This window comes from Alcanivorax jadensis T9 (assembly GCF_000756655.1).
Taxonomy (GTDB): domain Bacteria; phylum Pseudomonadota; class Gammaproteobacteria; order Pseudomonadales; family Alcanivoracaceae; genus Alcanivorax; species Alcanivorax jadensis.
Genome location: NZ_ARXU01000001.1, coordinates 155,531 through 181,237, shown reverse-complemented (window position 1 = coordinate 181,237; position 25,707 = coordinate 155,531). Strand labels below are relative to the sequence as shown.

At 56.5% G+C, this 25,707-nt stretch carries 33 protein-coding genes and 1 tRNA gene; 11 read left to right on the top strand and 23 right to left on the bottom strand.

What is annotated here, in order from left to right:
- Positions 1-21: 21 nt before the first annotated feature.
- The 3 genes from T9A_RS00870 to filA all read right to left on the bottom strand — a co-directional run bounded on the left by T9A_RS00870 (position 22) and on the right by filA (position 3,916).
- The gene (locus T9A_RS00870) at positions 22-831 is read right to left on the bottom strand and encodes a C39 family peptidase (protein WP_035244303.1); all 810 of its coding nucleotides are present in this window, start codon (positions 829-831) and stop codon (positions 22-24) included.
- A 202-nt stretch (positions 832-1,033) separates the two neighbouring features.
- Positions 1,034-2,941, bottom strand: a complete 1,908-nt coding sequence (locus tag T9A_RS00865; protein ID WP_198030597.1) for a tetratricopeptide repeat-containing sulfotransferase family protein — start codon at positions 2,939-2,941, stop codon at positions 1,034-1,036.
- 114 nt (positions 2,942-3,055) lie between these two features.
- Positions 3,056-3,916, bottom strand: a complete 861-nt coding sequence (gene filA, locus T9A_RS00860; protein WP_035244299.1) for a putative pilus system protein FilA — start codon at positions 3,914-3,916, stop codon at positions 3,056-3,058.
- A 526-nt stretch (positions 3,917-4,442) separates the two neighbouring features.
- On the opposite strand from filA, the gene T9A_RS00855 reads away from it, so the two are divergent.
- Together T9A_RS00855 and T9A_RS17240 are read left to right on the top strand one after the other, a co-directional pair.
- Positions 4,443-5,381 carry an anthranilate synthase component I family protein gene (locus T9A_RS00855; protein ID WP_232221943.1) on the top strand — a complete coding sequence of 313 codons (939 nt, stop codon included), beginning with the start codon at positions 4,443-4,445 and terminating at the stop codon, positions 5,379-5,381.
- Positions 5,382-5,543: 162 nt separating this feature from the next.
- Positions 5,544-5,765: a hypothetical protein gene (locus tag T9A_RS17240; protein WP_232221942.1), complete on the top strand. Its 222-nt coding sequence runs from the start codon at positions 5,544-5,546 to the stop codon at positions 5,763-5,765.
- 383 nt (positions 5,766-6,148) lie between these two features.
- Here the strand turns inward: T9A_RS17240 and thrH are convergent, their stop codons facing one another.
- Both thrH and cysB read right to left on the bottom strand, forming a co-directional pair.
- Positions 6,149-6,766 carry a bifunctional phosphoserine phosphatase/homoserine phosphotransferase ThrH gene (gene thrH / locus T9A_RS00850; RefSeq protein WP_035244297.1) on the bottom strand — a complete coding sequence of 206 codons (618 nt, stop codon included), beginning with the start codon at positions 6,764-6,766 and terminating at the stop codon, positions 6,149-6,151.
- Between the two features lie 194 nt (positions 6,767-6,960).
- The gene (cysB, locus tag T9A_RS00845; protein WP_035244292.1) at positions 6,961-7,935 is read right to left on the bottom strand and encodes an HTH-type transcriptional regulator CysB; all 975 of its coding nucleotides are present in this window, start codon (positions 7,933-7,935) and stop codon (positions 6,961-6,963) included.
- Between the two features lie 179 nt (positions 7,936-8,114).
- Between cysB and T9A_RS00840 the strand changes: the two genes are divergently transcribed.
- Positions 8,115-8,912, top strand: coding sequence for a sulfite exporter TauE/SafE family protein (locus tag T9A_RS00840; protein WP_035244290.1), 798 nt, complete (start codon positions 8,115-8,117; stop codon positions 8,910-8,912).
- Positions 8,913-9,149: 237 nt separating this feature from the next.
- Here the strand turns inward: T9A_RS00840 and T9A_RS00835 are convergent, their stop codons facing one another.
- Positions 9,150-10,067 carry a 5'-nucleotidase gene (locus tag T9A_RS00835; RefSeq protein ID WP_035244285.1) on the bottom strand — a complete coding sequence of 306 codons (918 nt, stop codon included), beginning with the start codon at positions 10,065-10,067 and terminating at the stop codon, positions 9,150-9,152.
- Positions 10,068-10,494: 427 nt separating this feature from the next.
- Between T9A_RS00835 and T9A_RS16965 the strand changes: the two genes are divergently transcribed.
- The gene (locus tag T9A_RS16965) at positions 10,495-11,121 is read left to right on the top strand and encodes a hypothetical protein (protein WP_035244284.1); all 627 of its coding nucleotides are present in this window, start codon (positions 10,495-10,497) and stop codon (positions 11,119-11,121) included.
- Between the two features lie 58 nt (positions 11,122-11,179).
- On the opposite strand, the gene T9A_RS00825 is transcribed toward T9A_RS16965, so the two are convergent.
- From T9A_RS00825 to T9A_RS17455, 3 genes are all read right to left on the bottom strand, one after another.
- Positions 11,180-11,569: a PilZ domain-containing protein gene (locus T9A_RS00825; protein ID WP_232221941.1), complete on the bottom strand. Its 390-nt coding sequence runs from the start codon at positions 11,567-11,569 to the stop codon at positions 11,180-11,182.
- On the bottom strand, positions 11,559-12,236 hold the full coding sequence (locus T9A_RS00820) for a hypothetical protein (RefSeq protein WP_035244282.1): 678 nt from the start codon (positions 12,234-12,236) through the stop codon (positions 11,559-11,561). Before T9A_RS00820 ends, T9A_RS00825 begins: the two co-directional genes overlap by 11 nt.
- A 96-nt stretch (positions 12,237-12,332) precedes the next feature.
- A complete protein-coding gene (locus T9A_RS17455; protein WP_456297568.1) occupies positions 12,333-12,542 on the bottom strand; it encodes a hypothetical protein in 210 nt (69 codons plus the stop codon).
- Here T9A_RS17455 and T9A_RS00815 point away from each other — a divergent pair.
- Positions 12,447-13,001 (top strand): DUF3108 domain-containing protein, encoded by a 555-nt coding sequence (locus tag T9A_RS00815; RefSeq protein WP_456297567.1) that lies wholly within the window; start codon positions 12,447-12,449, stop codon positions 12,999-13,001. The genes T9A_RS17455 and T9A_RS00815 overlap by 96 nt on opposite strands.
- 71 nt (positions 13,002-13,072) lie before the next feature.
- On the opposite strand, the gene T9A_RS00810 is transcribed toward T9A_RS00815, so the two are convergent.
- The gene (locus tag T9A_RS00810; protein ID WP_035244281.1) at positions 13,073-13,531 is read right to left on the bottom strand and encodes a DUF2489 domain-containing protein; all 459 of its coding nucleotides are present in this window, start codon (positions 13,529-13,531) and stop codon (positions 13,073-13,075) included.
- Between the two features lie 123 nt (positions 13,532-13,654).
- On the opposite strand from T9A_RS00810, the gene T9A_RS00805 reads away from it, so the two are divergent.
- The 5 genes from T9A_RS00805 to mtnC all read left to right on the top strand — a co-directional run bounded on the left by T9A_RS00805 (position 13,655) and on the right by mtnC (position 17,107).
- Complete coding sequence (locus T9A_RS00805) at positions 13,655-14,110, top strand: PGPGW domain-containing protein (protein ID WP_035244276.1); 456 nt, start codon at positions 13,655-13,657, stop codon at positions 14,108-14,110.
- Positions 14,100-15,128 (top strand): S-methyl-5-thioribose-1-phosphate isomerase, encoded by a 1,029-nt coding sequence (mtnA, locus tag T9A_RS00800; RefSeq protein WP_035244274.1) that lies wholly within the window; start codon positions 14,100-14,102, stop codon positions 15,126-15,128. The genes T9A_RS00805 and mtnA overlap by 11 nt, the downstream gene beginning before the upstream one ends.
- 4 nt (positions 15,129-15,132) lie before the next feature.
- Positions 15,133-15,768: a methylthioribulose 1-phosphate dehydratase gene (locus tag T9A_RS00795; RefSeq protein WP_035244272.1), complete on the top strand. Its 636-nt coding sequence runs from the start codon at positions 15,133-15,135 to the stop codon at positions 15,766-15,768.
- 5 nt (positions 15,769-15,773) lie between these two features.
- Complete coding sequence (locus T9A_RS00790) at positions 15,774-16,319, top strand: 1,2-dihydroxy-3-keto-5-methylthiopentene dioxygenase (protein WP_035244271.1); 546 nt, start codon at positions 15,774-15,776, stop codon at positions 16,317-16,319.
- 113 nt (positions 16,320-16,432) lie between these two features.
- Complete coding sequence (mtnC, locus tag T9A_RS00785; RefSeq protein WP_084573346.1) at positions 16,433-17,107, top strand: acireductone synthase; 675 nt, start codon at positions 16,433-16,435, stop codon at positions 17,105-17,107.
- 114 nt (positions 17,108-17,221) lie between these two features.
- Here the strand turns inward: mtnC and T9A_RS00780 are convergent, their stop codons facing one another.
- Positions 17,222-18,328 carry a methyltransferase gene (locus tag T9A_RS00780; protein WP_035244270.1) on the bottom strand — a complete coding sequence of 369 codons (1,107 nt, stop codon included), beginning with the start codon at positions 18,326-18,328 and terminating at the stop codon, positions 17,222-17,224.
- Between the two features lie 141 nt (positions 18,329-18,469).
- Between T9A_RS00780 and T9A_RS00775 the strand changes: the two genes are divergently transcribed.
- A tRNA-Pro gene (locus tag T9A_RS00775) sits at positions 18,470-18,546 on the top strand.
- Positions 18,547-18,855: 309 nt separating this feature from the next.
- Here T9A_RS00775 and T9A_RS00770 read toward each other — a convergent pair.
- The 12 genes from T9A_RS00770 to T9A_RS17410 all read right to left on the bottom strand — a co-directional run bounded on the left by T9A_RS00770 (position 18,856) and on the right by T9A_RS17410 (position 25,668).
- Positions 18,856-19,146: a hypothetical protein gene (locus tag T9A_RS00770; RefSeq protein ID WP_156964797.1), complete on the bottom strand. Its 291-nt coding sequence runs from the start codon at positions 19,144-19,146 to the stop codon at positions 18,856-18,858.
- A gap of 87 nt (positions 19,147-19,233) precedes the next feature.
- Positions 19,234-19,686 (bottom strand): DUF2213 domain-containing protein, encoded by a 453-nt coding sequence (locus T9A_RS00765; RefSeq protein WP_084573345.1) that lies wholly within the window; start codon positions 19,684-19,686, stop codon positions 19,234-19,236.
- Entirely contained in the window at positions 19,683-19,922 is a 240-nt protein-coding gene (locus T9A_RS00760; protein ID WP_035244268.1) for a hypothetical protein, read from the bottom strand. Before T9A_RS00760 ends, T9A_RS00765 begins: the two co-directional genes overlap by 4 nt.
- Positions 19,923-19,934: 12 nt before the next feature.
- Positions 19,935-20,735 (bottom strand): hypothetical protein, encoded by an 801-nt coding sequence (locus tag T9A_RS00755; RefSeq protein ID WP_035244266.1) that lies wholly within the window; start codon positions 20,733-20,735, stop codon positions 19,935-19,937.
- 20 nt (positions 20,736-20,755) lie between these two features.
- A complete protein-coding gene (locus T9A_RS00750; protein WP_052042404.1) occupies positions 20,756-22,150 on the bottom strand; it encodes a terminase large subunit domain-containing protein in 1,395 nt (464 codons plus the stop codon).
- Positions 22,147-22,503, bottom strand: a complete 357-nt coding sequence (locus tag T9A_RS00745; protein WP_035244261.1) for a hypothetical protein — start codon at positions 22,501-22,503, stop codon at positions 22,147-22,149. The genes T9A_RS00750 and T9A_RS00745 overlap by 4 nt, the downstream gene beginning before the upstream one ends.
- A gap of 143 nt (positions 22,504-22,646) precedes the next feature.
- Entirely contained in the window at positions 22,647-22,901 is a 255-nt protein-coding gene (locus T9A_RS16960; RefSeq protein ID WP_156964796.1) for a hypothetical protein, read from the bottom strand.
- 57 nt (positions 22,902-22,958) lie between these two features.
- Positions 22,959-24,491 carry a DNA primase family protein gene (locus T9A_RS16735; protein ID WP_198030596.1) on the bottom strand — a complete coding sequence of 511 codons (1,533 nt, stop codon included), beginning with the start codon at positions 24,489-24,491 and terminating at the stop codon, positions 22,959-22,961.
- The gene (locus T9A_RS00730; RefSeq protein WP_035244260.1) at positions 24,484-24,894 is read right to left on the bottom strand and encodes a CHC2 zinc finger domain-containing protein; all 411 of its coding nucleotides are present in this window, start codon (positions 24,892-24,894) and stop codon (positions 24,484-24,486) included. Before T9A_RS00730 ends, T9A_RS16735 begins: the two co-directional genes overlap by 8 nt.
- The gene (locus tag T9A_RS16955; protein ID WP_052042403.1) at positions 24,894-25,253 is read right to left on the bottom strand and encodes a hypothetical protein; all 360 of its coding nucleotides are present in this window, start codon (positions 25,251-25,253) and stop codon (positions 24,894-24,896) included. The genes T9A_RS00730 and T9A_RS16955 overlap by 1 nt, the downstream gene beginning before the upstream one ends.
- Positions 25,250-25,459, bottom strand: coding sequence for a hypothetical protein (locus T9A_RS00720; RefSeq protein WP_035244255.1), 210 nt, complete (start codon positions 25,457-25,459; stop codon positions 25,250-25,252). The genes T9A_RS16955 and T9A_RS00720 overlap by 4 nt, the downstream gene beginning before the upstream one ends.
- Positions 25,456-25,668: a helix-turn-helix transcriptional regulator gene (locus T9A_RS17410; protein WP_035244254.1), complete on the bottom strand. Its 213-nt coding sequence runs from the start codon at positions 25,666-25,668 to the stop codon at positions 25,456-25,458. The genes T9A_RS00720 and T9A_RS17410 overlap by 4 nt, the downstream gene beginning before the upstream one ends.
- Positions 25,669-25,707: the final 39 nt, after the last annotated feature.

Genomic DNA, 25,707 nt, shown 5'->3' with positions numbered 1-25,707 from the left:
TTTATTTGCCACTGCAGGCTCTTATTTTCTGAAATAGGTGCGGGTTGGCACATTGATCACACGCTCTGTACCGTCCTCTTCCTCAATCAATACTCGACGAAGCGTACTGGCCTTATCCGCCCAGTTTTCGATGGTATTGGTAAACACTGGAAACTCCTGGAAAGCCAATCGATTAATAGTACGTTCATCCAGCAAACGGAGGTCATAATCAGTCAATTCGAGACCATCCTGTGGCTCAAAGCCGTTAGGAAATACAATGAACAGGACATTCTGGTCCCAAACTTCAAGAAACTTGGATTCAGTAAAGCTGATATTGCCCAACGCCGGGTCAGCCACATAGATATGGCCGTCCTGATATTTTTTCAGCACAACGAAATGCTTAAAGCCGCCATAAGCGATAGGAACGATTGCCGGGTGGTCAAGGCTCTCGATATCTTTCATCTCCGCCTTGAACCCACCACTAGGGTGACCCAGGGCAGTTGCCAAACGTTTCATATCCAGTAGCGAAAAGCCACGGCGCTGGACAATCTTTTCGGTTTCACCAAACCGCAAGAGGCCCTCCATGATCTGGCGCTCCTGGAACTGTCGTCCAAGATATTGATTCAATACGGTAGTCAGAGCAGCGGAGCCACAGGAATAGTCGTACGCCTGCCGCGTAACGTTGTGATAACGGAATTCAGAAACTGGTTTAACAGCAACCCCCCTCTCACGCAGAGGCCCGTCACCAGTGGAGTGCTCGTAATAGATCACGCCTTTCTCGGGGGGCTCGACCACTACCGACTCATTGGCGGCAAAGTAGATCAGCGCTACACCCAGCATGGACGTCAGCATGGCAAGTTATCCGCTGTTATTGTTATTGTTTGTTTCAAACATAGGCAGACATGTTAACCATGTCCCAGTAGGCAGGCAACCACCTATTCTGACAGACTCAGGTGGCGTTCCAGCCAATCTTGTTGGCACCCGAATGAAGCTTATTGCTTATAATTCCGTCCATAAGCGCTTGTTTTTAAAGGAAAGTCCAACAAAGCACCCCTTAGTCCCTTAATGGCTCCAGTCCATGTGACCTCAGGGCATCCATCATAGGCCCTAGATACGCCTCATATTTTTTCCATCGAGCAACGCCCTGAGTAAAGAGCCCCTGGCTTACCTGGTTGATGCTTGCAGTACTCACCTTACCCTTGGCGCGTTGAAACTCCAGGCAGCGCGGATCCCATGAAAGCGCACAATAAGCAAGAAGCTCTCTGACCTGTGGCTCAAAATTATTGACGAGGGTCTCATAATACAAGGAGTGGAACTCTTGAGCGGGCAACTGGTTATACCAAAAGGCCATATTGTCATAGAAAAGCGCCACTTCGCGGGCACACCCGTCCATGGAAAAGCTGAATAACTGACTAGCAAAATTTTGCCGATAACAGCCAAAGGCTACATCCATGATATTCCGCCGAAGATCGATAAAACTGGCCTCGGGAAAGGCTGCTTTTAGCAATCCGGCAAATTTATGATTGTTAATTCCTTTATTTACCAAACGCTTACGCGTATCAAAACCGGCCTCTGCCGCCGCTGCAAGATAATACTGACGGAATTTTTCGACCTTTTCTGCTGACATTTGACGGTGTAATTCAGGGGCAGAAAACAAAGACCGCTCACCAGTCAATGCAAACCAGGCCTGCTCGGCAAAGTCTGATTCCCCCGTTGCTTCAGCATCTTCATGCACTCCCAGGATCTGCTCTACCAGAGTACTTCCTGAACGAGGGAGACTGAGAATGAAAATTGGCGCGGGACAAGGTCGGGCTTTCGAGTCTGCCGACCATTCATGGATATTTTCCGCGGAATAGCACTCACGCGAGGGCTGTACTCGTGAAAGATAGTTATCAAAATCGAAGCGGATCAAACCATGCTTTAAATTGTTACCCTTTTCAAGAGATCGAAACTCCAGCTCCCTTTCCCCCGTAAGCTCGAAGTGAAAAGCCAACGCGAAATGAAAGTCCGCGGCGGTCGATTGACGCCCAAATTTGCTCGCTAAGCGGGCCTGCTCCTTAAGACAGCTTAACTCTCCATCACTAAGAGGGCTTTTGGTGAGCTCCATAAGCTGCTTCCAACCATTAGCAATTCCCGGCTCGCTTTGCAGGAGAAAACGCAAACGCTCACAGGCCTCTGCATTGCGGCCATAAATGTTATCCAGACGCACACGCTGCAAAATCCAGTCAGGCTCTTTCTGATGCACCTCATCCATACCATCCAGAAATTGTTCAGCAAGATCATATTCACCGGTATGCAAGTACACATCAACGAGCCGTCTCCGAGCCAGCGCCCCAACAACCGGGTGGTCTTGAAGCTTTTCCAACTCCTGCTGGGCTTGCCGATAACGATTTGCCTGACGCAAGGCTTCGCCATAATCAACTTTGGGGCCAACCGCGTCCGGAAAATCTGAAATCAATTTCTCAAGTAGACGAAGCGCCTTCAATGCCTCGCCTTTTTCGAGAAAACACACGGCAAGGCGCTGGCGAGCCTCAGGGAAATCAGGCTCACGCTCTAAAGCCCCGCTAAAACAACGCAACGCTCGTTCGACATCCTTGGTGCCAAGCAAACTCTCGCCCAGGCCAAACCATGCCTTGGCCTGACTGTCATCCTGTTGAATAACCTGCTGATAAATATTTGCAGCGTCCTGCCATTGTCCAGCCCGGACCAGCATTTGCCCCAATAAAAGGGCACGGTCGAGCCGCCCTCCGTCCAGAGAAATAGCTTTCTTTAGACCGAGAATCGCAGGTTGCACCTGGTTTAAATTCGCACATGCCTGGGCGTAGATATCCCACGCCACGCCGGATGCAGCCCCCTGCTGAAAGGCAAGATTGATAGCCTGCTGCGCCTTTTGAGAAAAGCCCTGTTGCAGCAATGAGGCAGCCTGGCGCACCAGTACTTGGGCTTTCGGGGTTTGATTCATGGTCATGAAATCATAGATATAAAATGAATTGACTGTATATCGTTAAAAAAAATAAAAAAACCCGGCCTGAAAAGGCCGGGTTTTCGTTTGCAAGCCATACGGCAAGCTTCAGCTTTAGTGGCCAGAAATTTCCAGGCTACCAGTCAGCTGCAGGCCAACCAGCTCGATATCACCGACGTTACCGCCAGAACCATCACCGATGTTCAGGTTAGCCAGACGTACATCCATGCCACCACCGTTACCGATGCCCGCAAGGCCGATATTCAGAGAGTCAGCATCAACGTTGATACCAGTAGCCACGGTCAGATCAGTACCACCGTTATCCACAATGCTTACGTCCTGGGTAATACCACCACCGCTGTCAGCATCATTAATAGCGAAGCCGCTAATGGAGATACCATTAGAGATGGTCGTGTCGATAGCGATCATGTCACCTTGAGCTTCATTACCCAGCTGGATGTTCAGGGAAGTCCCCGCACCCAGAGTCAGGGAGCCCAGGCTGATCACGCTGTCTACGCGGTTGGTGCCAACGGAAGTGCCAACCGTCCAACCTGCACTAATCGTGGAGGCAGTAGTTCGGCCAGAATCCGCCACGTCCAGATCACCCATGTTCACATCAATACCGTTAGCCAGATCCACATTGATGTTCAAAGTCGGATCATTACCCGCGTTGGTACCAGCATCAATTTCCAGATCGATCTGAGCAGCACCACCACCGATAGCAGTAATGGCAAAGTCCTGGAAGATAAGTGCCGCAGAATCAGTGCGGTCATTTGCAGTGACACCAGCAGGATCTACAAAGCCGTCAGCATCGTGAATACGCAGTTCAGCACTCAGTGCAGTGTTAAGGCCAATGGTGATACCGTCCTGACCAGTTACACTGGACAAAGCGCTATCTTCCATAGCTTCCATGGAAAAACCGGTAGCCGGAAGGGCTGCAACGGCGGCCGCCAGAGCAAGCTTCTTGAATTTCATTGTTATCTCCTCGTGTGCACAACGTTTTGTTGTAATCGTTCGGGTGCCACGTTTGATCGGCACGCATCTAAGTTAACACAATGGTTACAAAAACAAATGCATCCGTTACAAAAGTCGAAATCGCAGCATTTCAAGCATAGGTCATTGTTTTTATTTGCTTTTATAGCCTTACATACACCAGCATCAATCGAACAAAGATGTAAACACAGCCCATGTTAAAGTCTACCTGTTACGCTCAGTAACAGAGTTAGGCAAGTTTCACCTCGACGGGTAGACTACCTGCTCCTGAATCTGGTTGCCCATGATGTCATCGAGCTGTCTCTTCAGTAATACAAATGGACTAGTCGCCCTAAACAGGCCCGATCTAACGCTGTCTGCGGATAACGCCGCGGATCTGGTGCGCTGTACTGTGGAAGCGGAAAAGGCCCTGGCTGGGGGCTATGCTTTTGCGGCCGGCGTGTTGCCTTATGAGGCCGGGGCGTGGCTGAGAGGGGTTAACCGTTCCTGTACCGTGAAAGGGAGGGGCTTGCATAACCATTCTGTGATGCCTGCGGTAATTCATCTCTATAAGACGCACCCTAAACCCTTTCGCGGCTCGAGCGCCGCTCCTACAGGGGGATTTATCCTCGGCGGAGCGTTTCGGGCCGAGCAACGCAGGGAGGAATATCTGCATAGTCTCGCGCGGATCAAGGACTATCTGTCTGCCGGTGACTGCTATCAGGTGAACTTGGCCCAGCGTTTCAGCTCCCACTTCGAGGGCGATCCCCTTACCGCCTGGCTTGCGTTACAGGAGGCTCACCCTGCCCCGCACAGTTGCTACTTTGATACGGGCGACAGCCAGATCTTCGGAGTATCGCCGGAGCGTTTTCTGTCTATCCGCGACCGGAGGGTGGTGACCGAGCCGATCAAGGGCTCGCGACCGCGTGGCAACAGTCCTGAAGAAGATCAGGCTTTTGGCGACGAGCTGCTCTCCAACCCCAAGGATCGCGCGGAAAACCTGATGATCGTGGACCTACTGCGCAATGATCTGGGGGCCTGCTGTGAACCCGGCAGCATTCAGGCATATCCATTGTTCGAGTTACGACGTTTCAGCAATGTGCAACATCTGGTCAGCACAGTGACAGGCACCCTCCGCCGGGATCTCTCACCACTGGACGCCCTGCTCGGCGCTTTTCCTGGGGGCTCCATCACTGGCGCCCCGAAGAAACGGGCCATGGAGATTATTGCCGAGCTAGAACCGTCGCCCCGCGGCGCCTACTGCGGCAGCTTCTTCTGGATGGATAACCAGGGCAATCTGGACAGCAACATTCTGATTCGCACCCTGCAAACCGAGGGTGACCGGCTCTATTGTCATGGCGGGGGCGGTATTGTGTTCGATTCCGTGCCGGAAGCGGAATATGAGGAGAGCCGCTTTAAAGTTGCCAAGTTGATGGGGGCGCTGGAAGAGCGGTTTCTTTCATTGTAGGAGCTTGCTTGCAAGCGAACCCACACCTGGCCGAACGAAAAGCATTCGCTTGCAAGCAAGCTCCTACAGGGGGTTCTCCTACAGTATATTCCGAGCATTGCTGGCACGGGCTGAAGCGAGGGGCTTACAACCATGTAAATGAGGCCATGTCAGGCTTTTTCCATGAATCAAGTTTTTCATGGCAAGGCCCTTCGGCGTGGCCGACATAGTGCGCCGGGTAATATTTACATTGTTACGATAGTCACCAAACAGCGTCACTTCTGGTTCCAGCGCTTTGACAGTGCTCGAGTGGTGGTTCGGGCTCTTCTTAATAGTGACCGGCAGGGGTTTTCCAGCACTTATGCCTTTGTGGTGATGCCTGATCACCTTCATTGGCTGGTTTAACTGGAAAATAAAGAACCGTTGTCTCGTGTTGTGCAGAGGGTCAAGTCAGAAGTCACTCGCGGGCTGAGACAACAAGAGACCAACATTCATAATCAGGTCTGGCAGGCTGGCTTCCATGATCATGCCATGCGAAATGAGGAGAGTTTGATCCGTGCTGCTCGCTATATCGTGGCCAATCGGTTAAGAGCGGGGCTGTGTCGTAGTGTTCGCGAGTATCCGCATTGGGATTGTGTTTGGGTGTAGCGCGGGTTCGCGTGCAAGCACGCTCCTACAGCACGCTGTCCTGTAGGAGGCTGCTTGCAGGCGAACCGGGTTGGCAGATCTAGGCCGGTGTTCGCGTTCGCTTGCAAGCAAGCTCCTACAGGGGGCTTGGCCCAAGTTGATTACAGCGGGATATCGCGCGGGCTGGCTTTGACGATTTCCTTTTTCAGGTCGTCGTAGCTAAACACGGCGGGGAACTGGGGGAATTCCGCAATCACGTTGTCCGGGGCATGGAACAGGATGCCCTGCTCGGCTTCTGACAGCATGGTGGTGTCGTTGTAGGAATCACCTGCCGCGATGCAGTGGTAGTTCAGGGAATGGAATGCCTTGATCGATGCCCGCTTGGGATCCTTCTGGCGCAGCTTGTAGTCGGTGATCCTGCCGTTCTCGTCCACTTCCAGGCGATGGCAAAACAGGGTCGGCCAACCCAGCTTCTTCATCAGCGGCCTGGCAAACTCGTAGAAGGTGTCAGAAAGGATGATCAGCTGGAAGTTCTCACGCGCCCACTCGACAAACTCTTTGGCACCCTCCATGGGGTCCAGGGTATCGATGACTTCCTGGATGTCGGGTAGCCCGTAGCCATGCTCATCCAAAATGCGCAGGCGCATGCGCATCAGCTCATCATAGTCCGGAATGTCCCGGGTAGTGGCACGCAGCTCGTCGATACCGGTCTTTTCCGCAAAGTTGATCCAGATTTCGGGGATCAACACCCCTTCCAGGTCCAGGCACAGCAATTCCACGGTTTTCCCCTTTGGGTTAATAAGGCGCGCACAATGTAGCGGCGCCCCGGGGGCTTTGCAATGGCTGACAGACGCTCAGGCTTGGCGGAACCCGTGGGAGCCTTGCTTGCAAGGCGAAGGGCCTGAGAAAGCGCCACTGCTCCCGAGACTCTTCGCCTTGCAAGCAAGGCTCCAACGAGGTCGCAACGGAGGAACTAGCGGATGGGCAGCTCAATGCCCTCGAACAGGGCTTCACGCTCCTCCCGGTTGGGGGCCTTGATGGCAGCATCCACCTGATCCCGGGTCAGGTGTGGCGCGAAAGCCTCCAGGAAGTCATACATGAAGCCGCGCAGGAAGGTCCCTTTGCGGAAACCGATACGCGTGGTGCTGGATTCGAATAAATGGCCGGCATCCAACGCCACCAGCCCCTTGTCTTCCACCGGATCCACGGCCATGTGGGCTATGATTCCTACCCCCATGCCAAGACGGACATAGGTTTTGATCACATCCGCATCGGCGGCGGTAAACACCACTTTCGGCTCCAGCCCCTTGTCGACAAAGGCATCATCCAGCTTGCTGCGGCCAGTAAAGCCGAACACGTAGGTGACAAGGGGGTACTCAGCCAGGGCTTCCAGTGTCAGCGGCATCACCTTGGTCAGCGGATGTCCCTCCGGCACCACCACTGTCCGGTTCCAGCGATAACAGGGCATCATGACCAGATCGGTAAACAGGTCCAGGGCTTCCGTGGCGATAGCAAAATCCACACTGCCGTTGGCGGCCATCTCGGAAATCTGCATGGGAGTGCCCTGATGCATATGCAGGGACACATCCGGGAAGCGCCCGGTGAACTGCTGGATGACCGGTGGCAAGGCGTAGCGGGCCTGGGTATGAGTGGTGGCAATGCTGAGTTCGCCGCGGGATTCGTCCCGGTATTCCTGGGAAACCCGGCGTATCGATTCGGTCTGCTGGAGGATCTCGCCGGCAATCTTCAAGATCGCCTGGCCAGCCGGGGTGATGTGGGTCAGATGCTTGCCGCTACGGGCAAACACTTCGACGCCGAGTTCATCCTCCAGCATGCGGATCTGCTTGCTGATACCCGGCTGGGAAGTGAATAGCGCCGCGGCGGTGGCAGACACATTCAGATCATGGCGGGCCACTTCCCAAATGTAGCGTAGTTGCTGCAGTTTCATCCTTGCCTCCGCAATCGGAACACGGCGCCAGGTTGAGTGACTATCCTTTGTTGATACATCAGGATACAGCTCAACCTGGTTATAAAAATATGAATAATTATTCGTTCAAAGCATAGATAACCGTCTTTATAGTAGCTCCGTCAAGTATTTCTCCCACAGAATCTGCCAGGAGCCACTGTATGCCGATACTGCAACCGGAGCTGCTTCTCTATATAAGCGCCGGTGCGCTGGTCGGTTTTGCTGTTGGCCTCACCGGGGTCGGTGGTGGCTCGCTGATGACCCCGCTCCTGCTCATGTTCGGTTTCCCGCCCCAGGTTGCCATCGGCACCGATCTGCTTTACGCCGCCATTACCAAATCCTCCGGTATGGTGATGCATGCCCGTCGCCGCAACGTGGACTGGACCATTATGAAGCGCATGGCTGCCGGCAGCATCCCTGCCGCCCTGCTCACCGCAGCGTCCCTTTGGTTACTGGCTTCCGATGCCGACGACTATGCCCCCTTGCTGACAACGGCACTGGGTATAACCCTGATCGTCACCGCCCTGGTGCTACTGTTCAAGCATCGTCTGCAGGCGATGGTGAACCACCGTCCTGTTGGCGTACTGGGATCCGTTCAGCAGCGAGCCGGCGCGTGGACGGTAGTCATGGGGGTTCTGCTGGGCGTTTTCGTCACCCTATCCTCGGTGGGCGCTGGCGCCATCGGTACCGCCGTGTTGCTGATTCTCTACCCTGCCCTGGCACCGATTCGGGTGGTGGGTACCGATCTGGCCCATGCGGTCCCCCTCACCCTGATCGCCGGCCTCGGGCATCTGGCTCTTGGCCATGTGGATCTGGGGCTGCTCGCTGCCTTGCTGATGGGGTCCCTGCCAGCAATTTATATCGGCACCCATGTGGGCCATCGGGTTACCAACCACATCATGCATCCGGTGTTAGTGACGGTGTTGCTGGCGTTGGGTATCAAGTATGCGGTGTTTTGAAGGAAGGCTCTGATATTAACCCGGACGCAAAAAAGTGCGCCGTAGGAGCGGCGCTAGAGCCGCGAATGGTAAGCAAGGACGCCGGGTTCGCGGCTCAAGCGCCGCTCCTACAGCGAAACAACCCCTTGCGGGTTAATAGTAAGAGACGCAAGAGCGATGCTTGCATCGCGACTCGCAAGCAGATTCGCCATGCAAGCATGGCTCCTACAGGGCAAAACCTGTCAGGCTAACGCGGTCTCAAGCTTCACCGCTTTTTCGCCGATTGGCGACACCATGGGGAACATGCCCGGCCGCCACGTGTCTGGCGGCGGATTCGCAGTGGCCCTGTTGATCATCGAAGAAGACATCTGCACCGAACGCCCGCAGGAAATCCCCTTTTGCCAGCCCTCCCAGAAACAGACTTTCATCCAGCCGAATATTCCAGTCGCGCAGGGTTCGTACCACCCGTTCGTGAGCAGGAGCCCCCCGGGCGGTCACAAGGGCGGTGCGGATCGGGCAGGATTCCACCGGGAAGCTGTCCTGCAGTTGATGCAAGGCGGCCAGGAAAGGCTTGAACGGGCCGCCGTCCAGTGGCTGACGTGCGGACCGCTTTTCGTTCTCAGTGAAGGCCTCCAGGCCATCACTCTGGAAAATCTGTTCTGACTCATCGGAAAACAGCACCGCATCGCCATCGAAGGCAATCCGCAAAATGCCATCCGGGCGCTGACACTGGCCGCCGGAAAGAATGGTGGCGGCCGCATAGCCGGCTTCCAGTACCTCCTGTACATCATCCGGGTCTGTTGACAGAAACAGATGGGCACCGAAGGCAGATACATAGCGGTGGGGGCTTTGCCCGCCGGCAAAGGCCGCACGGGTGATCGGCAATCCGTAATGCTCGATGGAGTTGAAGACCCTCAGTCCGGTATCCGAGCTATTACGCGATAGCAGAATGACTTCGACCCGCCCTTTCCCCTCTTTCAGTTCGTTGATGGCCAGCAGCTTCTGCACCAGCGTAAAGGCATCGCCAGGCTCCAGCACATCGTCTTCATGGCGGGTCTGGTAATCCTGAAACGCTTCCAGACCCTCTTCCAGATAGACCTTGTGGCTGTCTGCAAGATTGAACAAGGCACGTGAGCTGATCGCGATAACCAGCTTGCCATCAAAGGAAACCGGCATGATAGGTCCCGGGTGAAGGTGAATTTTACCCAGTATCCTGCGCGCCCCATTGAATCGCAACAGCTCAACGCAGCACCAGGTATGCCAGTGCTTTTGCAGCAGGCAAGGCTTGTGTTCCAGTGCGGCCTGATTCGCGATGCAAGCATCACTTCCCACATAGGCTTGCCTCTATTTCATCATTCACTATCGCCCCTGTTACTTCCCTGGCCCTCCTCTGAGGACCGCGATCAAATCGCGACTAATGACTTGTTTCTGGCGTTGAGAATCCCACTTCCAGCGTTCTTTAATTGATCAATGGTTGTTCAGTAGTGGGATGTGGCATAAAGTTGCTACAGCAACGGCGTTGCACGTTACTATTGAATCCGGGCATTGCTGCTCACCAGCGCAAAGCCACTACGAACAATCCGAAGGGGAAAGGGAGTCATCCATGGCTGCTAGCAAGGTGAAAGATACTGTCGAGGAACTTCAGGCTCAGATTCGCAAGCTGGCTGAGCGCTTCGACAAGGAACGCGAGAAACAGATCAGTCAACTTGAGAAACAACTGGAGAAGGTGCGCGATCGCCTGAACCAGGAAATGAAGCGTCAGCGGGAGTACTTCGCCAAAGTTGAAAAGCTGCAGGCGGAATACCGTGACCGTGCCACCGCCACCGTCAAGAAACAGATGGACCGCGCCCGTAAGGCGGCAGAAGATGCCCGCAAACAGGTGGAAACCTCTCAGGGCCGCAAGCGCATCCTGGAAACCGAGGTGCGGGTTTTGAAGGCCACTGCCAAGCAGGCCCACAGCCTGTCGCGGGTTATCGGTCAGTACGAGAAAGATCTGGAAAAACGCGCCAAGGAAATTGAGCGCAAGGTGGCTCCCAAGAAAGCGGCTGCCAAAAAGGCACCTGCGAAGAAAAAAGCGGCTGCCAAAAAGGCTGCTACTCGCAAGGCTCCTGCCAAGAAGAAAGCGGCCGCCAAAAAGGCCCCAGCCAAGAAAGCAGCGGCTAAGAAGAAAGCACCTGCAAAGCGGGCTCCTGCCAAGAAGAAAGCGGCAGCGCCTTCTTCCGGCGAATGAGCCAAGCCAATATCAAAAAAGCCGCCTCAGGGCGGCTTTTTTGTGTTCGCTACCAGCCTCAACCCTGGGGGAAAAGCTGTTCTTCCATTCCTGCCAGATAACGGATCTGATGCTGTCGCGCATCATCAGCCAGCTCCCGCAGGCTGGAATAGGTGCGCAAGCCGATCCGATATGCCTGCCCTGCCCGATGGCAACTGACCACTTCTGCGGATACCTGCCGCAGAATCATGCCCGGCGCATACAAGTCCAGCTTGAGTCGGGTGCCCTGTGACAGACTCACCGGTGATGTCAGACCCACCCCATAGCGATTGTAGTCCATGGCCTTGGCACGAGTTACAAAGCGCCATCCGCCAATCAAACGGTGGCGAAAGATATCGACCCGCATTTGGGTATTGATTCGTGCCAGCTTTCGGCGGTTGGCACCGCGATTTTCCCTGCTATCCATCATCGAACCGTATCAGCATCTGATCAAAATAACGCACCACCGCCGTCCTGGCGTTGGCCTCCATGCCCGGCACCCCCTTTTGAGTGGCTGATGCCGTTGCTTTACAAATTGTAACACGAGCTGCCGATACTAATGCACGGTTTACCCGCCCCAGTGTCAGACAAGCCACCGAGTTGTCCATGAAATGGGTGATCGCACCATCATTGATCGCCTGCATCACAACCAGCAACCCGCCCATGTCTTCTTCACCCAGCAGGCTTGCCTGAAACACCAGAGAGGCCTTCTCTGCCATGGCCGGGCTGAGGGGGTAAGCCACATACAATTTGCTGCCCTGATAACGGCGAAGATTCTGGAAATAGCGAGCCAGAGCCAGCTGCTCGTCCAGAGTGGTATTTTTCATCAAGCGACCAATCAGACTGTTAGCCGACCGGTTTATCACTCTCATGGCACCCAGAATCAATCTGGCCGATGTCCCCTTTGCCTCGGCGGCTTGCAGCGGCCCCTTGAAGAACACAGACAGCACTTCATCGACAAAACACACAACCAAAGCGTCCAGTTCTTCTAGGTGACAACGTCCGGGCTGAGCCGGCACGCCATCAATAAATTCCTCAATGGATTGCTGGAGGGGCAGTGAGGCCTCGAAGGCAATGTGGAGCGTGCTATCATCCATATTCATTTAACTGGGGACACTGGGAAAGTGGCGAATCATACTGTAATCCTGCGGCCCTTACGGCTGCTGTCGGGCCTGCTGCTTTTGGCGTCCCAGTCATTGTTTGCTCAACCCGGCAATCGGCCTGCCCCGTTCCCGGTAGCGCTGCAGCCTGCTGAGGCCGAGTACCGCGTTGTCGTCAATGGCATCCCACTTGGTCTCAACGCCACCATCCGGCTCACGCAGGAAGACCAGGACTACCGGCTTCATTTCCGGATTGAAAATCGCCTGTTTCAACATGAAGAAGTTGCCACCTTCCGTTGGCATGACTGCACCGCCCGTCCCCACCACTATCGCCACGCCAGTGCCGGTTTCGGACTGCGCCGTGAAGGGGAGATTGTGTTTGACTGGCAAGACCGGGAAGCTCAGGGAAGCAAGGCGATCTATCCATTAGTCGACGAAGCCCTGGATGCCTTGAGTGTCGCCATGGTGGCACGCTGCAACATGGCAAAGGGAGACGCAGAATTCAGCTACCCGGTAGCAGAGCCGGACGGCATGGCACACTATCAATACCGTTCTCTGGGTGTGGAAAATTTGGAAACGCCCGCCGGGGATTGGAATGCTGCCAGCATAGAGCGGGATTATCCGGAACGGGGCAAACGCTCCCGATTCTGGGCGGCGCGGGAGCTGGATTACTTCATGGTCCGCATGGACCATCAGGAAAACCTGTTCGTGCGGGGGCGTATTGAGTTGACCTCGTTCCGTTATCTCACTGTGCCCCCCTGAAGCCCGCCTTATCTGTATCTGCTGCAGGGGACCAATCTCTGCCGCCCCGGTAGCATCACAGGCTTGCCAACCTAGACTCCCAAGCCGCTTCGCCAGGTTGGCAGTACTTTTGCCAGGCGGCGTGCCGCCTGGTTGACCACCTCATCCTGATCCTCTTCCAGCTGCCAGCGACGGGAATCCTGCTGGAATCGCGCCCGGGGAGTCAGTTCCTGGCGCTGCTCACCGCGATCAAATTGTTGGCAGGTTTCGGCAAACTGATGAATGGCGGCCAGATCCACTTTTGGTTCAATGCTGTCAGGCAGGCAGTCCAGCAAGGCGCTGATACGGATGGAAGCCTCACTTAATTCCACCTGCTTCTGCTCCACAGCCCGGCATAGCACATCCAGACTCTCGATAATGTGCACCTGCTGAGCTCGTATTTCCCGTGTCTCGCGACGTGCCAGCCAGAACCGCCAAAGCACCAGGCCCAGGGCTGCACCAATCAACAGCCCGATCAAGGCTGCCAGTATAAGTTGTCCGGCCTGGGCCATAACGCATTCTCCTTGGAGTCTGTGAAGATAAAAAGCCATGCCATCGGCATTGAAAATCCGCGGGCATAGTCGCATTGTACGCGGCACACTCTCTCTGCTACAGCACCGCAAACCGGAGGCCCATTGAACGCAGAGTTACCCGTCTGGCTGGAGCCCTTGGCCCAGCACCTGGAACCCTGGCTGCCGGCACTCACGGTAACTGGTATTGTCATGGCCCTGGCCTCCTGTGTCGCCATTCCCTGGCTATTGCTGCGAATGCCTGAGGATTATTTCACCGAGAGCTATCTGCCTCACGCCCACCGAGGCCCTTTGGCCTGGTGTTTCTGGCTGATTCGTAACGTACTGGCGATAGTATTACTGGTCGCTGGCATTCTGATGCTGGTGCTTCCCGGGCAAGGGCTGCTGACCATTCTGATAGCACTGATGACAAGCACTTTTCCAGGGAAATACCGTATGGAACGCGCTATTATGCGCCGCCCCGGCATCTTCCGGACAGCCAACTGGATACGCCGCAAATACCACAGAACACCTCTGAAACACCCTGACGGACATGACAAGGACATCACCGATGGCCATTAACAGCGCTGCCATCCGTTGGCATGACGATCACCTCGAGCTGCTCGACCAGCGACGCCTGCCGGCAGAAACCATCTGGCTGCCAATCCACGGCAGCGACGATGCCGCAACCGCCATTCATGACATGGTCGTTCGCGGAGCACCTGCCATTGGCATCACCGCCGCCTACGGCCTCGCCCTGGAGGCTGCCCGTCTGGGCGATGACGCTTCAGCGGCAGCGCTGGCGCCTGCCATTGCCACCCTTGCCGCCAGCCGCCCTACGGCCGTCAATCTGTTCTGGGCCCTTGAGCGTCTGCAGAGAATCGCCAGCGACCTTTCCGGCGCGGCGCTGATCAGCGCCCTCAAAGCAGATGCACAGGCCATTCACCAGGAAGACCTGGCGGCCAACCAGCGCATGGGCGAGCTGGGTGCTGACCTGCTGCCGGCCAACGCCAGCGTCTATACCCACTGCAACACCGGCGCTCTGGCTACCGGCGGGCATGGCACGGCGCTCGGCATTATCCGCACAGCCTGGTCACGGGGTAATCTGCAGCAGGTTTATGCAGGCGAAACCCGGCCCTGGCTGCAAGGCAGCCGCCTTACCAGCTGGGAACTGCTCAACGACGGCATCCCTGTCACGCTTGTCGCGGACAGTGCCGCCGGCCAACTTATGCAGCAAGGTAAGGTACAGGCCGTGATCGTCGGTGCCGACCGCATTACCGCCAATGGCGATACTGCCAACAAGATCGGCACCTACAATCTGGCCGTGCTGGCACGCCATCACGGCATTCCCTTTATCGTTGCAGCACCACTGTCTACCCTGGATGCAGAACTGCCTGATGGCAGCCACATTGTTATCGAAGAGCGTGATGCCAGTGAAGTACGCAGCATTCAGGGCAAGACGCTGGCACCGGCCCACTGCCCGGTGTACAACCCGGCTTTTGATGTGACGCCCGCAGAGCTGATCACCGCCATCGTCACCGAACGGGGTGTGATCCGGGCCCCCTCCACCGATACACTGTTGGCACATCTTCGTGGATAAAAACATGATCGAGCGCCCCTACTCTACCGCCGTTTACCGTGATGCTGCCCACGCCCTGGCGACTATCGGCCAGCGCATCTATCAGCATGGCTGGTCGCCGGCCACCAGCAGCAACTACTCCGTGCGCCTGAATGCCAGCCATGCAGCGATTACCCGCTCCGGCAAGGACAAGGGGCTGCTGCAGGAAACCGATATCATGGCCGTGGACATGAACGGCCAGGCCGCTAGCGATGGCAAACCATCAGCAGAAACCCTGCTGCATACCCAGCTGTACCGTCGCCATGACACCGTGGGGGCCGTCCTGCATACCCACAGCCATGCCAGCACCGTGCTGACCATGCACTGGCCCGCCAACAGCATCACCCTGGAAGGCTACGAGCTGCTCAAGGCCCTGGAAGGCTTTACGACCCATGACAGCCGGCTGGTCATCCCGGTATTCGATAACACCCAGGATATTGCTGCCCTCGCCGACCAGGTGGATGCCGCCATGGCAGACGATGGTATTAGCCACGCCTACCTGATCCGCGGCCATGGCCTGTACACCTGGGCAAGCGATTTACCCACCTGCTATCGTCAGCTTGAAGCGCTGGAGACCCTGCTCGCCATAGAGCTGGATCGCCGCCGTCTGCAAGGAGTGTGAACACCATGAGCGAACTGAAAATCTTTCATGACAACCAGCCCGATACCCTTGAGCAGCACCTGACTGACAAGGCATCCATGGCCAGCGCTCTGGCTAAGGCCGGTATTCGCTATGAACAGTGGCAAGCCACACAGGCCCTGTCCGATGCCCCTCAACAAGACGAAGTCATCGCCGCCTACAAGGCCGATATCGACCGCCTGATTGATGAGGAAGGCTACCAGACCGTGGACGTGGTCAGCATGGTGCCGGATCACCCTGAAAAAGCGGCGTTCCGACAGAAATTTCTCGAAGAGCACCGCCACAGCGAAGACGAAGTGCGCTTCTTCGTGGAAGGCCAGGGCCTGTTCACATTGCACATCGAGGACAAGGTGTACGAAGTACTCTGCAGCAAAGGCGACCTGATCAGCGTGCCCGCCAACACCCCGCACTGGTTCGACATGGGCCCCAACCCCCGCTTTGTCGCCATTCGCCTGTTCAATAACCCGGAAGGCTGGGTGGCTAATTTTACCGGCAGCGATATCGCCCAACAGTTCAACCGCCTGGAAAACTGAAACCTGGCCCCTGTAGGAGCTTGCTTGCAAGCGAACCTCCGTGCGTAATCTGGCTGCCTGGTTCGGCTGCAAGCAACCTCCTACAACAGCCTATCCAACCCGCGAACCGAATCATGATCAAGGCCATCGTTACCGACATTGAAGGCACCACCAGCAGCATTTCCTTCGTCAAGGAAGTCCTGTTCCCTTATGCCGCCAGACAATTTCCGGCGTTTCTCGAAACGCACTGGGATCAACCGGAGATACAGTCACAAGTGCGGGCGGCCGAACAGGAAAGCGGTCGGAGTCTGGAAAGCCCAGCCTCAGCCAATGCCCTCTTCCAGCAGTGGATCCGCGAGGACCGTAAAGCCACCCCGCTGAAATCCCTGCAGGGAATGATCTGGAAGGCCGGCTATCAAAATGGGGATTACACCGCTCACCTCTACCCGGATACCGCCGCTGCCCTGCAAGCCTGGAAGGAAAAGGGGTTGGACCTGTACGTTTACTCCTCAGGCTCCATCGCTGCCCAGAAACTGTTCTTCGGCTACAGCGATGCGGGGGATCTGACCGGCCTTCTCTCCGGCTATTTCGACACCACCTCCGGCCATAAACAGGACGCTGGTAGCTACCGCACCATCCAGCAAGCGATCGATTTGCCGGCGGAGCAATTGCTGTTTCTGTCGGATGTGGAAGCGGAACTGGATGCGGCGGCTGACGCGGGATTCCAGACTATTCGCCTGGACCGGGAAGGCAGCCAGGGGGAAAGTCGGCACCGGGTAGTGACGTCATTCGACGAAATCGCCCTGTAGCGCCACCTACGGCCGCACAACGGGAAAACAGGAAATGCCGGGTGCACTGAGCCGAAGGCGAACTGCATCATTCAGGCACTGGGTCGGAGCAGTTTGCCTTCGGCTCAGTGCGTCCTACGAACAACCCCAGACAACAAATTTCTGGTTGCTGCCCAGCACCTCCACCTTGGTAAACAGCTTGCCCAACAGCTTGTGGTAGCCCAGGTGGCGGTTACCGATCACCCGCAGTTCCCCGCCAGCGTTCAGCGCCTGCTTCGCTTGTCGGAACAGGCGTCGCGCCACGTGATCACCGACCACATGCCCTTCATGAAACGGCGGGTTGAGAAGGATCAGATCAAAACGCTCATCGCACCCGGCCAGACCATCACCGAGATGAAATTCGCTGGTGCTTTCCGGGCAATACCTAGCCACATTGTCACGGGCACTTTGCAGGGCCAGCCAGGATTCGTCGCAAAACACCAGATGACTGTCCGGGTGGGCCTGCAGCAGTGCCAGCCCGATCACCCCGTTGCCGCAGCCAAGATCTGCCACCTTCGCCCCCGCTGACAGACTGCCGGGTAGATGCGCCAGAAAAAAACGTGCACCGATATCCAGCTGCTGCTGGGCAAACACCCCCGCATGTACCGTCAATGGCCCCATGGGGCCCTCCACCTCGGTGGGGTATGGCGCCACAACGAGCCGTTCGCCGGGCGCCGTCGCACTGAACAGACGTGCCTTCTTCCAGCCCAGCTCCGCCCGACCATTGCCCAGGTACTGCTCCATCAGCGGCACCAGTTGCCGAGGCAGGTGCTTGTCCATGCCCGCCAGCCAGACCGGTGTGCCGCCCGCAAGCTGCTCGCTGAGCCATTGCAACTGCCATTCCAGCAGCGCCAGAGACTTGGGCACACGCATGATCACCTGATCAGGCACTTGCGGCAGGAGATCAAAAGGCCACAGGGTCGCTCCCTGCTCCGGCAGCCCATTCAGTAGACGGTTATGGGTCAGCGCCCGGCTGGCCAGAAAAGAATCGCCACAGCTGACCACTGGCCCATGCTGGGCCGCTGCCAATGCCAGCGCCCCCTGCTGATCATTGACCACCAGCGTTACCGGACCGGCATGGCGCTCCTTGAGAATCTTCAGCAGGTAGTGATCGGCACTGTCCCAGGCCTGCAGAGGCTCATTACGGCGACGAGGCCAACGCTGCAGGGTCAATTCGCCCCAGGGGTGCTCAAAGGTTGTCATACCATTCCTGCTTGCCGATCGATCAGACCGCGCATTCTGCCTGCCCTACCGGCTGTTGGCCAGATTCTGCGCAAACAGCCCGGCGACGCCTATTTAGGTATGGTATTTTGCAATTTCGCTGCTAGAATGCGCCAGCGAACTCGGAATATAGCTCAGCCTGGTAGAGCACTACGTTCGGGACGTAGGGGTCGCAGGTTCGAATCCTGCTATTCCGACCAAATAAGTAAACAAAATCAGCGGTTTACGGGTGATGCCGGGTCGCTTTTTTTGTGCCTGAAATTTCTGTCAGCGCAAATGTGGCCAACGTGTGGCCAATCGTAAATTTTCCTCTATTGCCGATTTTTCCCGAGAATTGTCGAAATTCCCAGCGCCTTCTAGCCAAGTCCTACCCAGCTTTAGCCAATCTCCTACACAAAAAAGCCGCCACGGCTTACAGATCCGCAACGGCTCCCTTGTTATCGTTCTCTTGTCCGGTGCCAGCCAGGAAGGCTAACGACTAGCGTGTCAGTGATTATGCGCCGGACTCTTCACCCTACAAACTCGTAAATCATCCGCCTTGCGGCATTCAGATCCAGCCCCAGCGGCTCGCATAGATTCGCCAGCAAGCGGCAACTGGTCAGCAAGTCGGCAAATGCCTCCCCATCATCGGGGGCTTTGCCCTTGTTGGCATAGGCCCGCACATCCTTCGCGTAGTCCTTAATAGCGGCCATCCACATAGCCGTGCAAGCCTCGCTGTTGCTGCACAGATTCGCCGGATGGTGAGCCAATGCAGACAGCTCGATCAGGTTTTGCTGGCTAACCTGCATAAGTCTGCCCATGGGGATAATCGGAATAAGTACCGACCGCGAGGCAACCACCCTCCGCCGGTAGTTGGATAGGCTCCAACAAGCCCCCACGGAGCATGGTTAACCACCGATACGCTGGGCCGAGCCACTGCGCCCCTTGGGAACCAAGGCAACGTGATTGCCCTGGATGTCCCGTTGCTCAAGTCCTCGGGCCGCTTCTTGGTAGTCGGCGGCATACCCGCCGGACAACTCCCGCAAGCCGTCAGCGATGGCGGCAATGGCCTGTTCTTCCCAGATAAGGAAGTCGGCTTTAAGTTGCTGGCTGGATTCGTCGTAGAAAGGGGCCGACACAATGCCGACCATATCCCGTTTCACTGAATCCCCGGACACGCCCCCATCAGGATGATCTACCGTAACCGGCACACCGTTGAAGGATTGCGCCGAGCGTTTGACCTCGCCGGGGTCGCGGTACACTTTCAGCACATCGGAACCAGCGCGCCCCAGCTCATGGGCGACATATTCCTGATAGCCTGCCCGTGCAAATGGCACTGCCCGAAATAGTTTCGCCCTCATTTGTAGCCACCTCGCAGCCAATCCTCATAGCTTTCCCCGTCGGTTTGGCCGAGATATTCCGCATACTCGCGGGGGATTTGGCGGGGCTGGTGAACGGCATCCATCGTCACGGCCTTTTTGGCGCGGGCTTTTAGCCTCTCCAGCTCATCGTCGCTTAGATCCAGCTCCTCATGGGGCACAAAGCCCAAGTGCTGGGCACCTTGTCCGGCGGCATCAGTGAAGTAGTGGGTAGTCATGGCTCGATCTCCTTAAACCGCGACGGCCAACTGAGCGGTGCTAGTGATTCTCAGCGTTCCGTCTTGGGTCATTGCGATATACATGGGGTGATTGCGCAGCTTGTCGAATTCAGCGGCTGATACCTCGGTAATAGTCCCGCCAGCGAGTGCAACGCCAGCAACGCTAACCTGTCCGGCGCGGTTGTTCTGGATGCCTACGGCAGCATCATCAGACACATCAGTCGTAAACAAGCGCGGCTCAGCCTGTGCGAGCGCGTCCAGCAGGCGCTGGGCTTTGAGTAACTTGCCCGCATCGCGCTGTAGCTTCTTGCGGTAGCTCTCGGTCTTTTCCGGGGCAATCAGCTCCGCAAGCTGTTCAGCGTCTTGCAGGCTCTCCAGTGACTTAGCCAGGCTGTCGGGAAAGTCAATCACGCCAGCGTCTACGCGCCCTTGTGTGGCCCTCACCAACGCGGCAAGCAACTTGATCCGGGCAGGCTGCCCCCAATCACGCGAGTAGCGGTTAAAGGTGGCAATCCAGAAAGCGCCGTTACGCTGGTTAGTGGCCGAAAGCTGGCGACCACTGGCAATAGCGGCAACGTACTGGTTAAGGGCTGTTGATAGGGTTTCTTCCCGCACGTCCAGCGCCTCGACGGCCTCCACAATGATCTGTGTATAGGTGTCGATCTTGGTTTGCATGTCGGTGCTGGCTGCCAAGGTGTCGCGCTCTGCCTCTACGTCAGCCCGTGCGCTCTCATATAGCGGCCTGATTGTCTCCGCCGCTGCCTTGGCTGCCTCATTAAAGGCTTCTACTTTCTTCATGGTGCTGGTGGTCATCGTGGTTGCTCCGGTTGGGGTTAAATCCAGTCTTCGATGGGGACATAGCGGCGACCAATAGCGGTATTGGCAATAAGCCCCGCCACTGCGTTTGCACGGTCGTCGTGTCCTCCGGGGGGATGGTCGATACTTTCCCGGCCACCTCTGGCGGTGCGCCGTTCGAGGCTGGCTAGCTGGGTGATTAGCTTGTCATCGGGGGGGATCTCTGCCCGGCCACTGTTCAGCACGGGCAAGGTGTCCTTGTATAGGTCGCTCTTGGGCTTGGCTGATTGCTCTACGGTTATCCTGTGGCGTGCGAACTCATCAGCGGGCCATGTACCGCCATATCGGTCAGACGTGGCCTTGTCGATGCCGTAACTAGCAAGCAGGGCCGCATATTCCTCAACAATGGCGGATGGTTTACCGGTACGACCGCGCACAACATCAACGACAAGGATCTGGTCTTCTATGTGACCTATGGCGAGGGTGAATTCGTCAGCGCCACCACCAGCCGGATCAACAAAGGCTTGATACTGGATGCCTGACTGATACGGCAGCTCTAGTGGCTGTGGCCGTGTTGCCGCTTCCACCACCTCACGCTGTATAAACGCCTCAATGTCCGACCGGAACTGAGCGCCATACTCAGCGGCAGCCGCTTCGGGGTCGCGTGCGTATGCTTCATCTACAACACGGGCAGGCAATGCGGGGTTCATGGTGCGGCTTGGAGCCTGCGCCACCAAGATGCTGGAGTCGGTGCCGTAATATCGGCGGTAGGCGTCCCATAGTGCGCCACGGCGGCTGTAGGGGCTGGACAGTGCTACCAGCTTGCCATCCAGTGTTGCCATGGCCGGGCGAATCGCGTTCAGGATCTCAAAATCAGGGTTTGCACTATCATCCGACCGCCAGAACGCCACCTCATCAGCAATACAGCAAGAGACGGAATAACCACGGGTAGCGCGGAAGCTGGCGGTATGCACCTCGATAGCAGTGCGGTTAGATAGCTCTATGGATTCCTTGTCTTGCCGCACCACCAATGCCCGAAGCATAGGGCTGGAATCAATCAGGCCGCTGATATACCGGAACACTGAGCGGGCCTGTTTTCGATCTGCCGCCAGTAGCATCACAGTGGCCACTTCGCCAGGACTTAACTTGTCCCGGTGGTCACGGAAGAAGGCCTCATAAACGGCCAGCAGGGCCGCGTTTTGTGTCTTGCCGCCACGTCTGCCAACCACTAGCCATAGCTCGTTGTGTGCGCTCTCTGAGGCGCTCTCGCGTGCGGTAAGATCCTGCCAATGGGTCAGCTCACCATCGGACAGCGGAAGACCATAAAAGCCTGCCAGCAGGCTACGCCATGCGGTGAAGGACTCGCCACCAAACTGCCCGCCGAATAACTCCGGGTCGGTCATCAGGTCGCGGATGGTGACTGCCTCGCTCATTGACCTGCACCCCTGCGAGCAATGAACTCAGACAGGTTAGGCACATCACGGGCCGCACGCTCTAGCCCCAGCTTGGACAGGATGCCTTGCAGGGAGTTGGCTGCCTGCACCCACTTGCCCACGTCGAACTCTGTACCAGTAGCCAGCCCTTGCTCTTGCTGGGCCAGCCAATACTCCAGCCACAAGGCACGCTCAACCAGTGAACGCTGGGCGTAGCTCAGCCGGTCAGCGCCTCCCAGATCCGCCGTAAAGTCGTCGTAACGCTGGCGCATCACCTGAGCAATGCCGGTGCGGCCATCCAGCTCAGACAGCCAGCCTTGTGCGAATTTATCCGGGGGGTATTTGTGGGACATTGGGTGCCTAATTACGCTCTAATATGGGCCTATTTTCCCGCGAGCGGCCACAGACTGGCTAATCGGCACGAACAAACACGAACACTAATCCTTATATTTCATGTGTTTACTTACTTATTTTCCTGCTTAATTACCGCAGGGGTCTAATGTTCCAGGGTATCCCCCAAAAAATGCCGGTAATTTGCGGCTGGATTCTCTAGCCCATTCCAGTGCCGATAGTGACGCAAGTGACGGATCTCCCTACATACCCCTATGCCCTGAGAAAAAGGTTTTTCCTTTATTTCTTTTTTCCACACGCAATATATAAAAAGAAGCGTCACTAACGTCACTAATGCTCTGAAATAGGCGTATTTGCTGGGCTGGCGGCAGTGACGGATCATTAAAGAAGCGTCACTCATGCGTCACTTTCCTGCCCATAAAGAGAAAGGGCGTACCAAATGGCACGCCCTCCGCAGCTACATCAAGTTGGCCCGTCTGCAATCTAGGCCGGTTATGTACCTGGCTCCATTGGTTCGGTATCGCTCGAACCCCAGTGCCTCTACACGATCAGCGAAGGCGCGAAGGCCCAGCGTCTTGTGAATCCCGCACTCGTCTGCCCATTGGCGGTAGGCATTAAATAAGCGTTTCGGCTCGACTCTGCACACGGCATCAGCAGTGCATTCATCCTCGACAAATTGCGCCACCTGATCCGCCTCCATGCGCCAGCGGTTACGGGCCTGCTTGCAGCTCACTGGCAGAGTGAAAGCACCACGGGCCACCACTCCGGCATAGGCGTCCAACGCAATGTTCAGGATGCCCGGCAGCTCTGCCATTAGCTTGTCTACCAACAGCGGGTCGCAGTTGCCAAGCTCCGGCTTGAACTTGTTGTTGAACTCGACCACAAGGGCACGGCGGAACAGGCCGTCACTAAAGTCACGGGTGTGAGGCATGTGGTTAGTGCCGAACCAGCAAGTGCTGAACGGGCGCATCACGAACGGGTCGCGATGCTTGTGCTCAACGGTGGTCGGCTCACCGGAAACAATGCCTTTCAAGCTGGCGTCGTCGATGATCTCACCCTGCTTGACCTCGGTTACGATGTTCACCAACTTCCCGTGAAGGTGGGCACGCTGGAAGGCTTTACCGAAATTGGAAGGCTGTACCCCGGCGACGTTGCCAGATCCCGCCAAGGCCTCAAGCACTGCCAAAAGGACAGACTTACCGTTAGCACCACCGCCCACCAGAATCACGAAATGATGATAATTACAGTGGGCCATCAGGGAATAACCCATCACCTCAAGCAGCACCAGCGCCTTCTGGTCTGCGTCCGGGTCGCCTTTAAAAACCTCGGCCAGGAATTGCTCAAACCGTGGGGCTGTCGCGTTCTGATCGAACTCAACCGGCACTTGAGTAGTGCGGAAATGCTCACGGTTGTGCGGCTCCAGCTTCCACCCCTCCGGCGAAAGCATCAGCTCCCCATTGGGGCAGTTCACGCATTCTGCCGGGCCTTGGTCGAACTCCAGTTCTGGCCGGTAGACTTCTGTTCGGAACAGGTCGGCTACGCTGTCCACGTCGGATTTACTCACACCATCATCATTTTCACCTAAGTGCGCCTGAACCCATTGCTTAACGGCACGGTCTTCCTGTTTGCGCCATACCCCTGTGTTTTCCCAGCGCCATACGAACGATTGCGCGGCCAGCACGTTGTCGTTGCCGATATGGCCCACCAGATCCCGCGCATGGGTCAGGTGGTCAAACCCAGCAGTGTCTTCACGGCTGTGATTCTCAGCTTGAGCAATTACCCCTAGCGGCAGTCCGGTCTGTTTCTTGATTGCCTCATGTACCCAGCGCTTTTCAATGGGACTCAATCTGGCAGCTTCGCCAACGATCATTGAAACGCTGGCCGTGTCGGCATCCTTGGTCAGCTCTTGGGCTGCGGCCAACAATTCTGGATAGCCTCGCCCTTTCTCGGCTTCCGCTTCTTCAATCATGGCATCTATATCATCAGTCATTGAGAAGCCCCCCAATCTTGCGTAGCCGCTCCTTGGCCTTGGCTGCACGCTCAGGGTCGACAAGCTCACCACGCGCAGCATCAGAGCGCATACAAGCCAGCACGGCACGCTCGTGGTCAGCATGTGCCCGAAGGCGCTCCATTTTCCAATGAGGCAAGCCCGGCTTGTGATGGCTACGCATTCCATCGGGGAACAAGTCGCCAAGGCTAAGGCCAACAGCCGTTAGCACGTCACCAGTTGGACAACCTGCGAAGCAATGCACCAGCAAGCGGCCATCGTCGCATTCCTTAATGGATAGGCTCGGGGTTCGATCATCATGCGCAGGGCAGCAGGCCATATATCGGCCTTCACCAGTGCGGCGCATCTTTTCCAGGCGGTTGAGTAGTTTCTGTGCTGGGGTCATCACTTCACCCCCAACATAGCCAGTGCATGGCGCAGCCCGTCGCGGTCTGCCTTGCTCAAGTGATACCGGCCATACCATGTCCGCATCGTGTCCCGGTCACGGCAGTTAATCCGCTCCATGTCGATGGTCAGGCCCAGCTCTCGGAGCAGGCGCACATACTCCGGCGCATTGGTGGTGCCGACGATCTGGTCTAGGTCAGGACGGTCTACAGGGCCGCTCAGCATTGCAGCGGTTGCCCGGCTATATCGGTTGTTGGCCTTAATGCGGCGGGCGATTGTGCTATAGTCAGGGCGCTTGTTTTGATATTGGGCCTCGCAACCGGCGGCAACCGGCGCGGGGCTTTTTTGTGTCTGAGTCATAATGCTGTCACCTCCGCTTCAAGGCGTGACAGCAGGTCAACATCCACACCTACACGGTGCGCGATGGACTCAAGGGCGCGTTGCCGGTCGAACCAGTGCGGCAGGGTGTCCGCATCCAGCAGGACGGCAGAGATTTCCTCTACGGTAGAAACTGGCTTTAGCAGGACTAGCGCGCTTTTCTGGCGGAATTCTTGGAAGGTTTTCATCGCGCAGCCTCCTCAACCTTGGCTTCAAGCCATTGGTCTAGCTGGCTGCGAGTCCAGCCGATGCAGCGGGCACCTAGTCGGACGGGGCGCGGGAAATTGGCGTCATACTCCATGAGCTCATAGAGTTTGGTTCGGCCTATATCAAGGTAGGCACAGGCCGACTTGGGACGGTAGAAAGCTTGCTGGCGTGTGTGCTCTTGGGTTTGCATTATGAATCCCGTATTTGTTTGAGGGATTCTTATTTAATG

Coding starts and splice junctions, on each gene's coding strand:
- T9A_RS17410 (WP_035244254.1), bottom strand. CDS start 25,668: ATGCAAACCCAAGAGCACACACGCCAGCAAGCTTTCTACCGTCCCAAG.
- T9A_RS00745 (WP_035244261.1), bottom strand. CDS start 22,503: ATGTCCCACAAATACCCCCCGGATAAATTCGCACAAGGCTGGCTGTCT.
- T9A_RS16965 (WP_035244284.1), top strand. CDS start 10,495: ATGGCTGCTAGCAAGGTGAAAGATACTGTCGAGGAACTTCAGGCTCAG.
- T9A_RS00755 (WP_035244266.1), bottom strand. CDS start 20,735: ATGACCACCAGCACCATGAAGAAAGTAGAAGCCTTTAATGAGGCAGCC.
- T9A_RS16735 (WP_198030596.1), bottom strand. CDS start 24,491: ATGACTGATGATATAGATGCCATGATTGAAGAAGCGGAAGCCGAGAAA.
- T9A_RS17240 (WP_232221942.1), top strand. CDS start 5,544: ATGAATCAAGTTTTTCATGGCAAGGCCCTTCGGCGTGGCCGACATAGT.
- T9A_RS00730 (WP_035244260.1), bottom strand. CDS start 24,894: ATGACCCCAGCACAGAAACTACTCAACCGCCTGGAAAAGATGCGCCGC.
- T9A_RS00865 (WP_198030597.1), bottom strand. CDS start 2,941: ATGAATCAAACCCCGAAAGCCCAAGTACTGGTGCGCCAGGCTGCCTCA.
- T9A_RS00835 (WP_035244285.1), bottom strand. CDS start 10,067: ATGCCGGTTTCCTTTGATGGCAAGCTGGTTATCGCGATCAGCTCACGT.
- cysB (WP_035244292.1), bottom strand. CDS start 7,935: ATGAAACTGCAGCAACTACGCTACATTTGGGAAGTGGCCCGCCATGAT.
- T9A_RS00770 (WP_156964797.1), bottom strand. CDS start 19,146: ATGGGCAGACTTATGCAGGTTAGCCAGCAAAACCTGATCGAGCTGTCT.
- filA (WP_035244299.1), bottom strand. CDS start 3,916: ATGAAATTCAAGAAGCTTGCTCTGGCGGCCGCCGTTGCAGCCCTTCCG.
- T9A_RS00760 (WP_035244268.1), bottom strand. CDS start 19,922: ATGACTACCCACTACTTCACTGATGCCGCCGGACAAGGTGCCCAGCAC.
- T9A_RS16960 (WP_156964796.1), bottom strand. CDS start 22,901: ATGAGTGACGCTTCTTTAATGATCCGTCACTGCCGCCAGCCCAGCAAA.
- T9A_RS00820 (WP_035244282.1), bottom strand. CDS start 12,236: ATGGATGATAGCACGCTCCACATTGCCTTCGAGGCCTCACTGCCCCTC.
- T9A_RS00870 (WP_035244303.1), bottom strand. CDS start 831: ATGCTGACGTCCATGCTGGGTGTAGCGCTGATCTACTTTGCCGCCAAT.
- T9A_RS16955 (WP_052042403.1), bottom strand. CDS start 25,253: ATGACTCAGACACAAAAAAGCCCCGCGCCGGTTGCCGCCGGTTGCGAG.
- T9A_RS00790 (WP_035244271.1), top strand. CDS start 15,774: ATGAGCGAACTGAAAATCTTTCATGACAACCAGCCCGATACCCTTGAG.
- T9A_RS00750 (WP_052042404.1), bottom strand. CDS start 22,150: ATGAGCGAGGCAGTCACCATCCGCGACCTGATGACCGACCCGGAGTTA.
- T9A_RS00720 (WP_035244255.1), bottom strand. CDS start 25,459: ATGAAAACCTTCCAAGAATTCCGCCAGAAAAGCGCGCTAGTCCTGCTA.
- mtnA (WP_035244274.1), top strand. CDS start 14,100: ATGGCCATTAACAGCGCTGCCATCCGTTGGCATGACGATCACCTCGAG.
- T9A_RS00795 (WP_035244272.1), top strand. CDS start 15,133: ATGATCGAGCGCCCCTACTCTACCGCCGTTTACCGTGATGCTGCCCAC.
- mtnC (WP_084573346.1), top strand. CDS start 16,433: ATGATCAAGGCCATCGTTACCGACATTGAAGGCACCACCAGCAGCATT.
- T9A_RS00825 (WP_232221941.1), bottom strand. CDS start 11,569: ATGATGGATAGCAGGGAAAATCGCGGTGCCAACCGCCGAAAGCTGGCA.
- T9A_RS00765 (WP_084573345.1), bottom strand. CDS start 19,686: ATGAGGGCGAAACTATTTCGGGCAGTGCCATTTGCACGGGCAGGCTAT.
- T9A_RS17455 (WP_456297568.1), bottom strand. CDS start 12,542: ATGCCAACGGAAGGTGGCAACTTCTTCATGTTGAAACAGGCGATTTTC.
- T9A_RS00840 (WP_035244290.1), top strand. CDS start 8,115: ATGCCGATACTGCAACCGGAGCTGCTTCTCTATATAAGCGCCGGTGCG.
- T9A_RS00810 (WP_035244281.1), bottom strand. CDS start 13,531: ATGGCCCAGGCCGGACAACTTATACTGGCAGCCTTGATCGGGCTGTTG.
- T9A_RS00780 (WP_035244270.1), bottom strand. CDS start 18,328: ATGACAACCTTTGAGCACCCCTGGGGCGAATTGACCCTGCAGCGTTGG.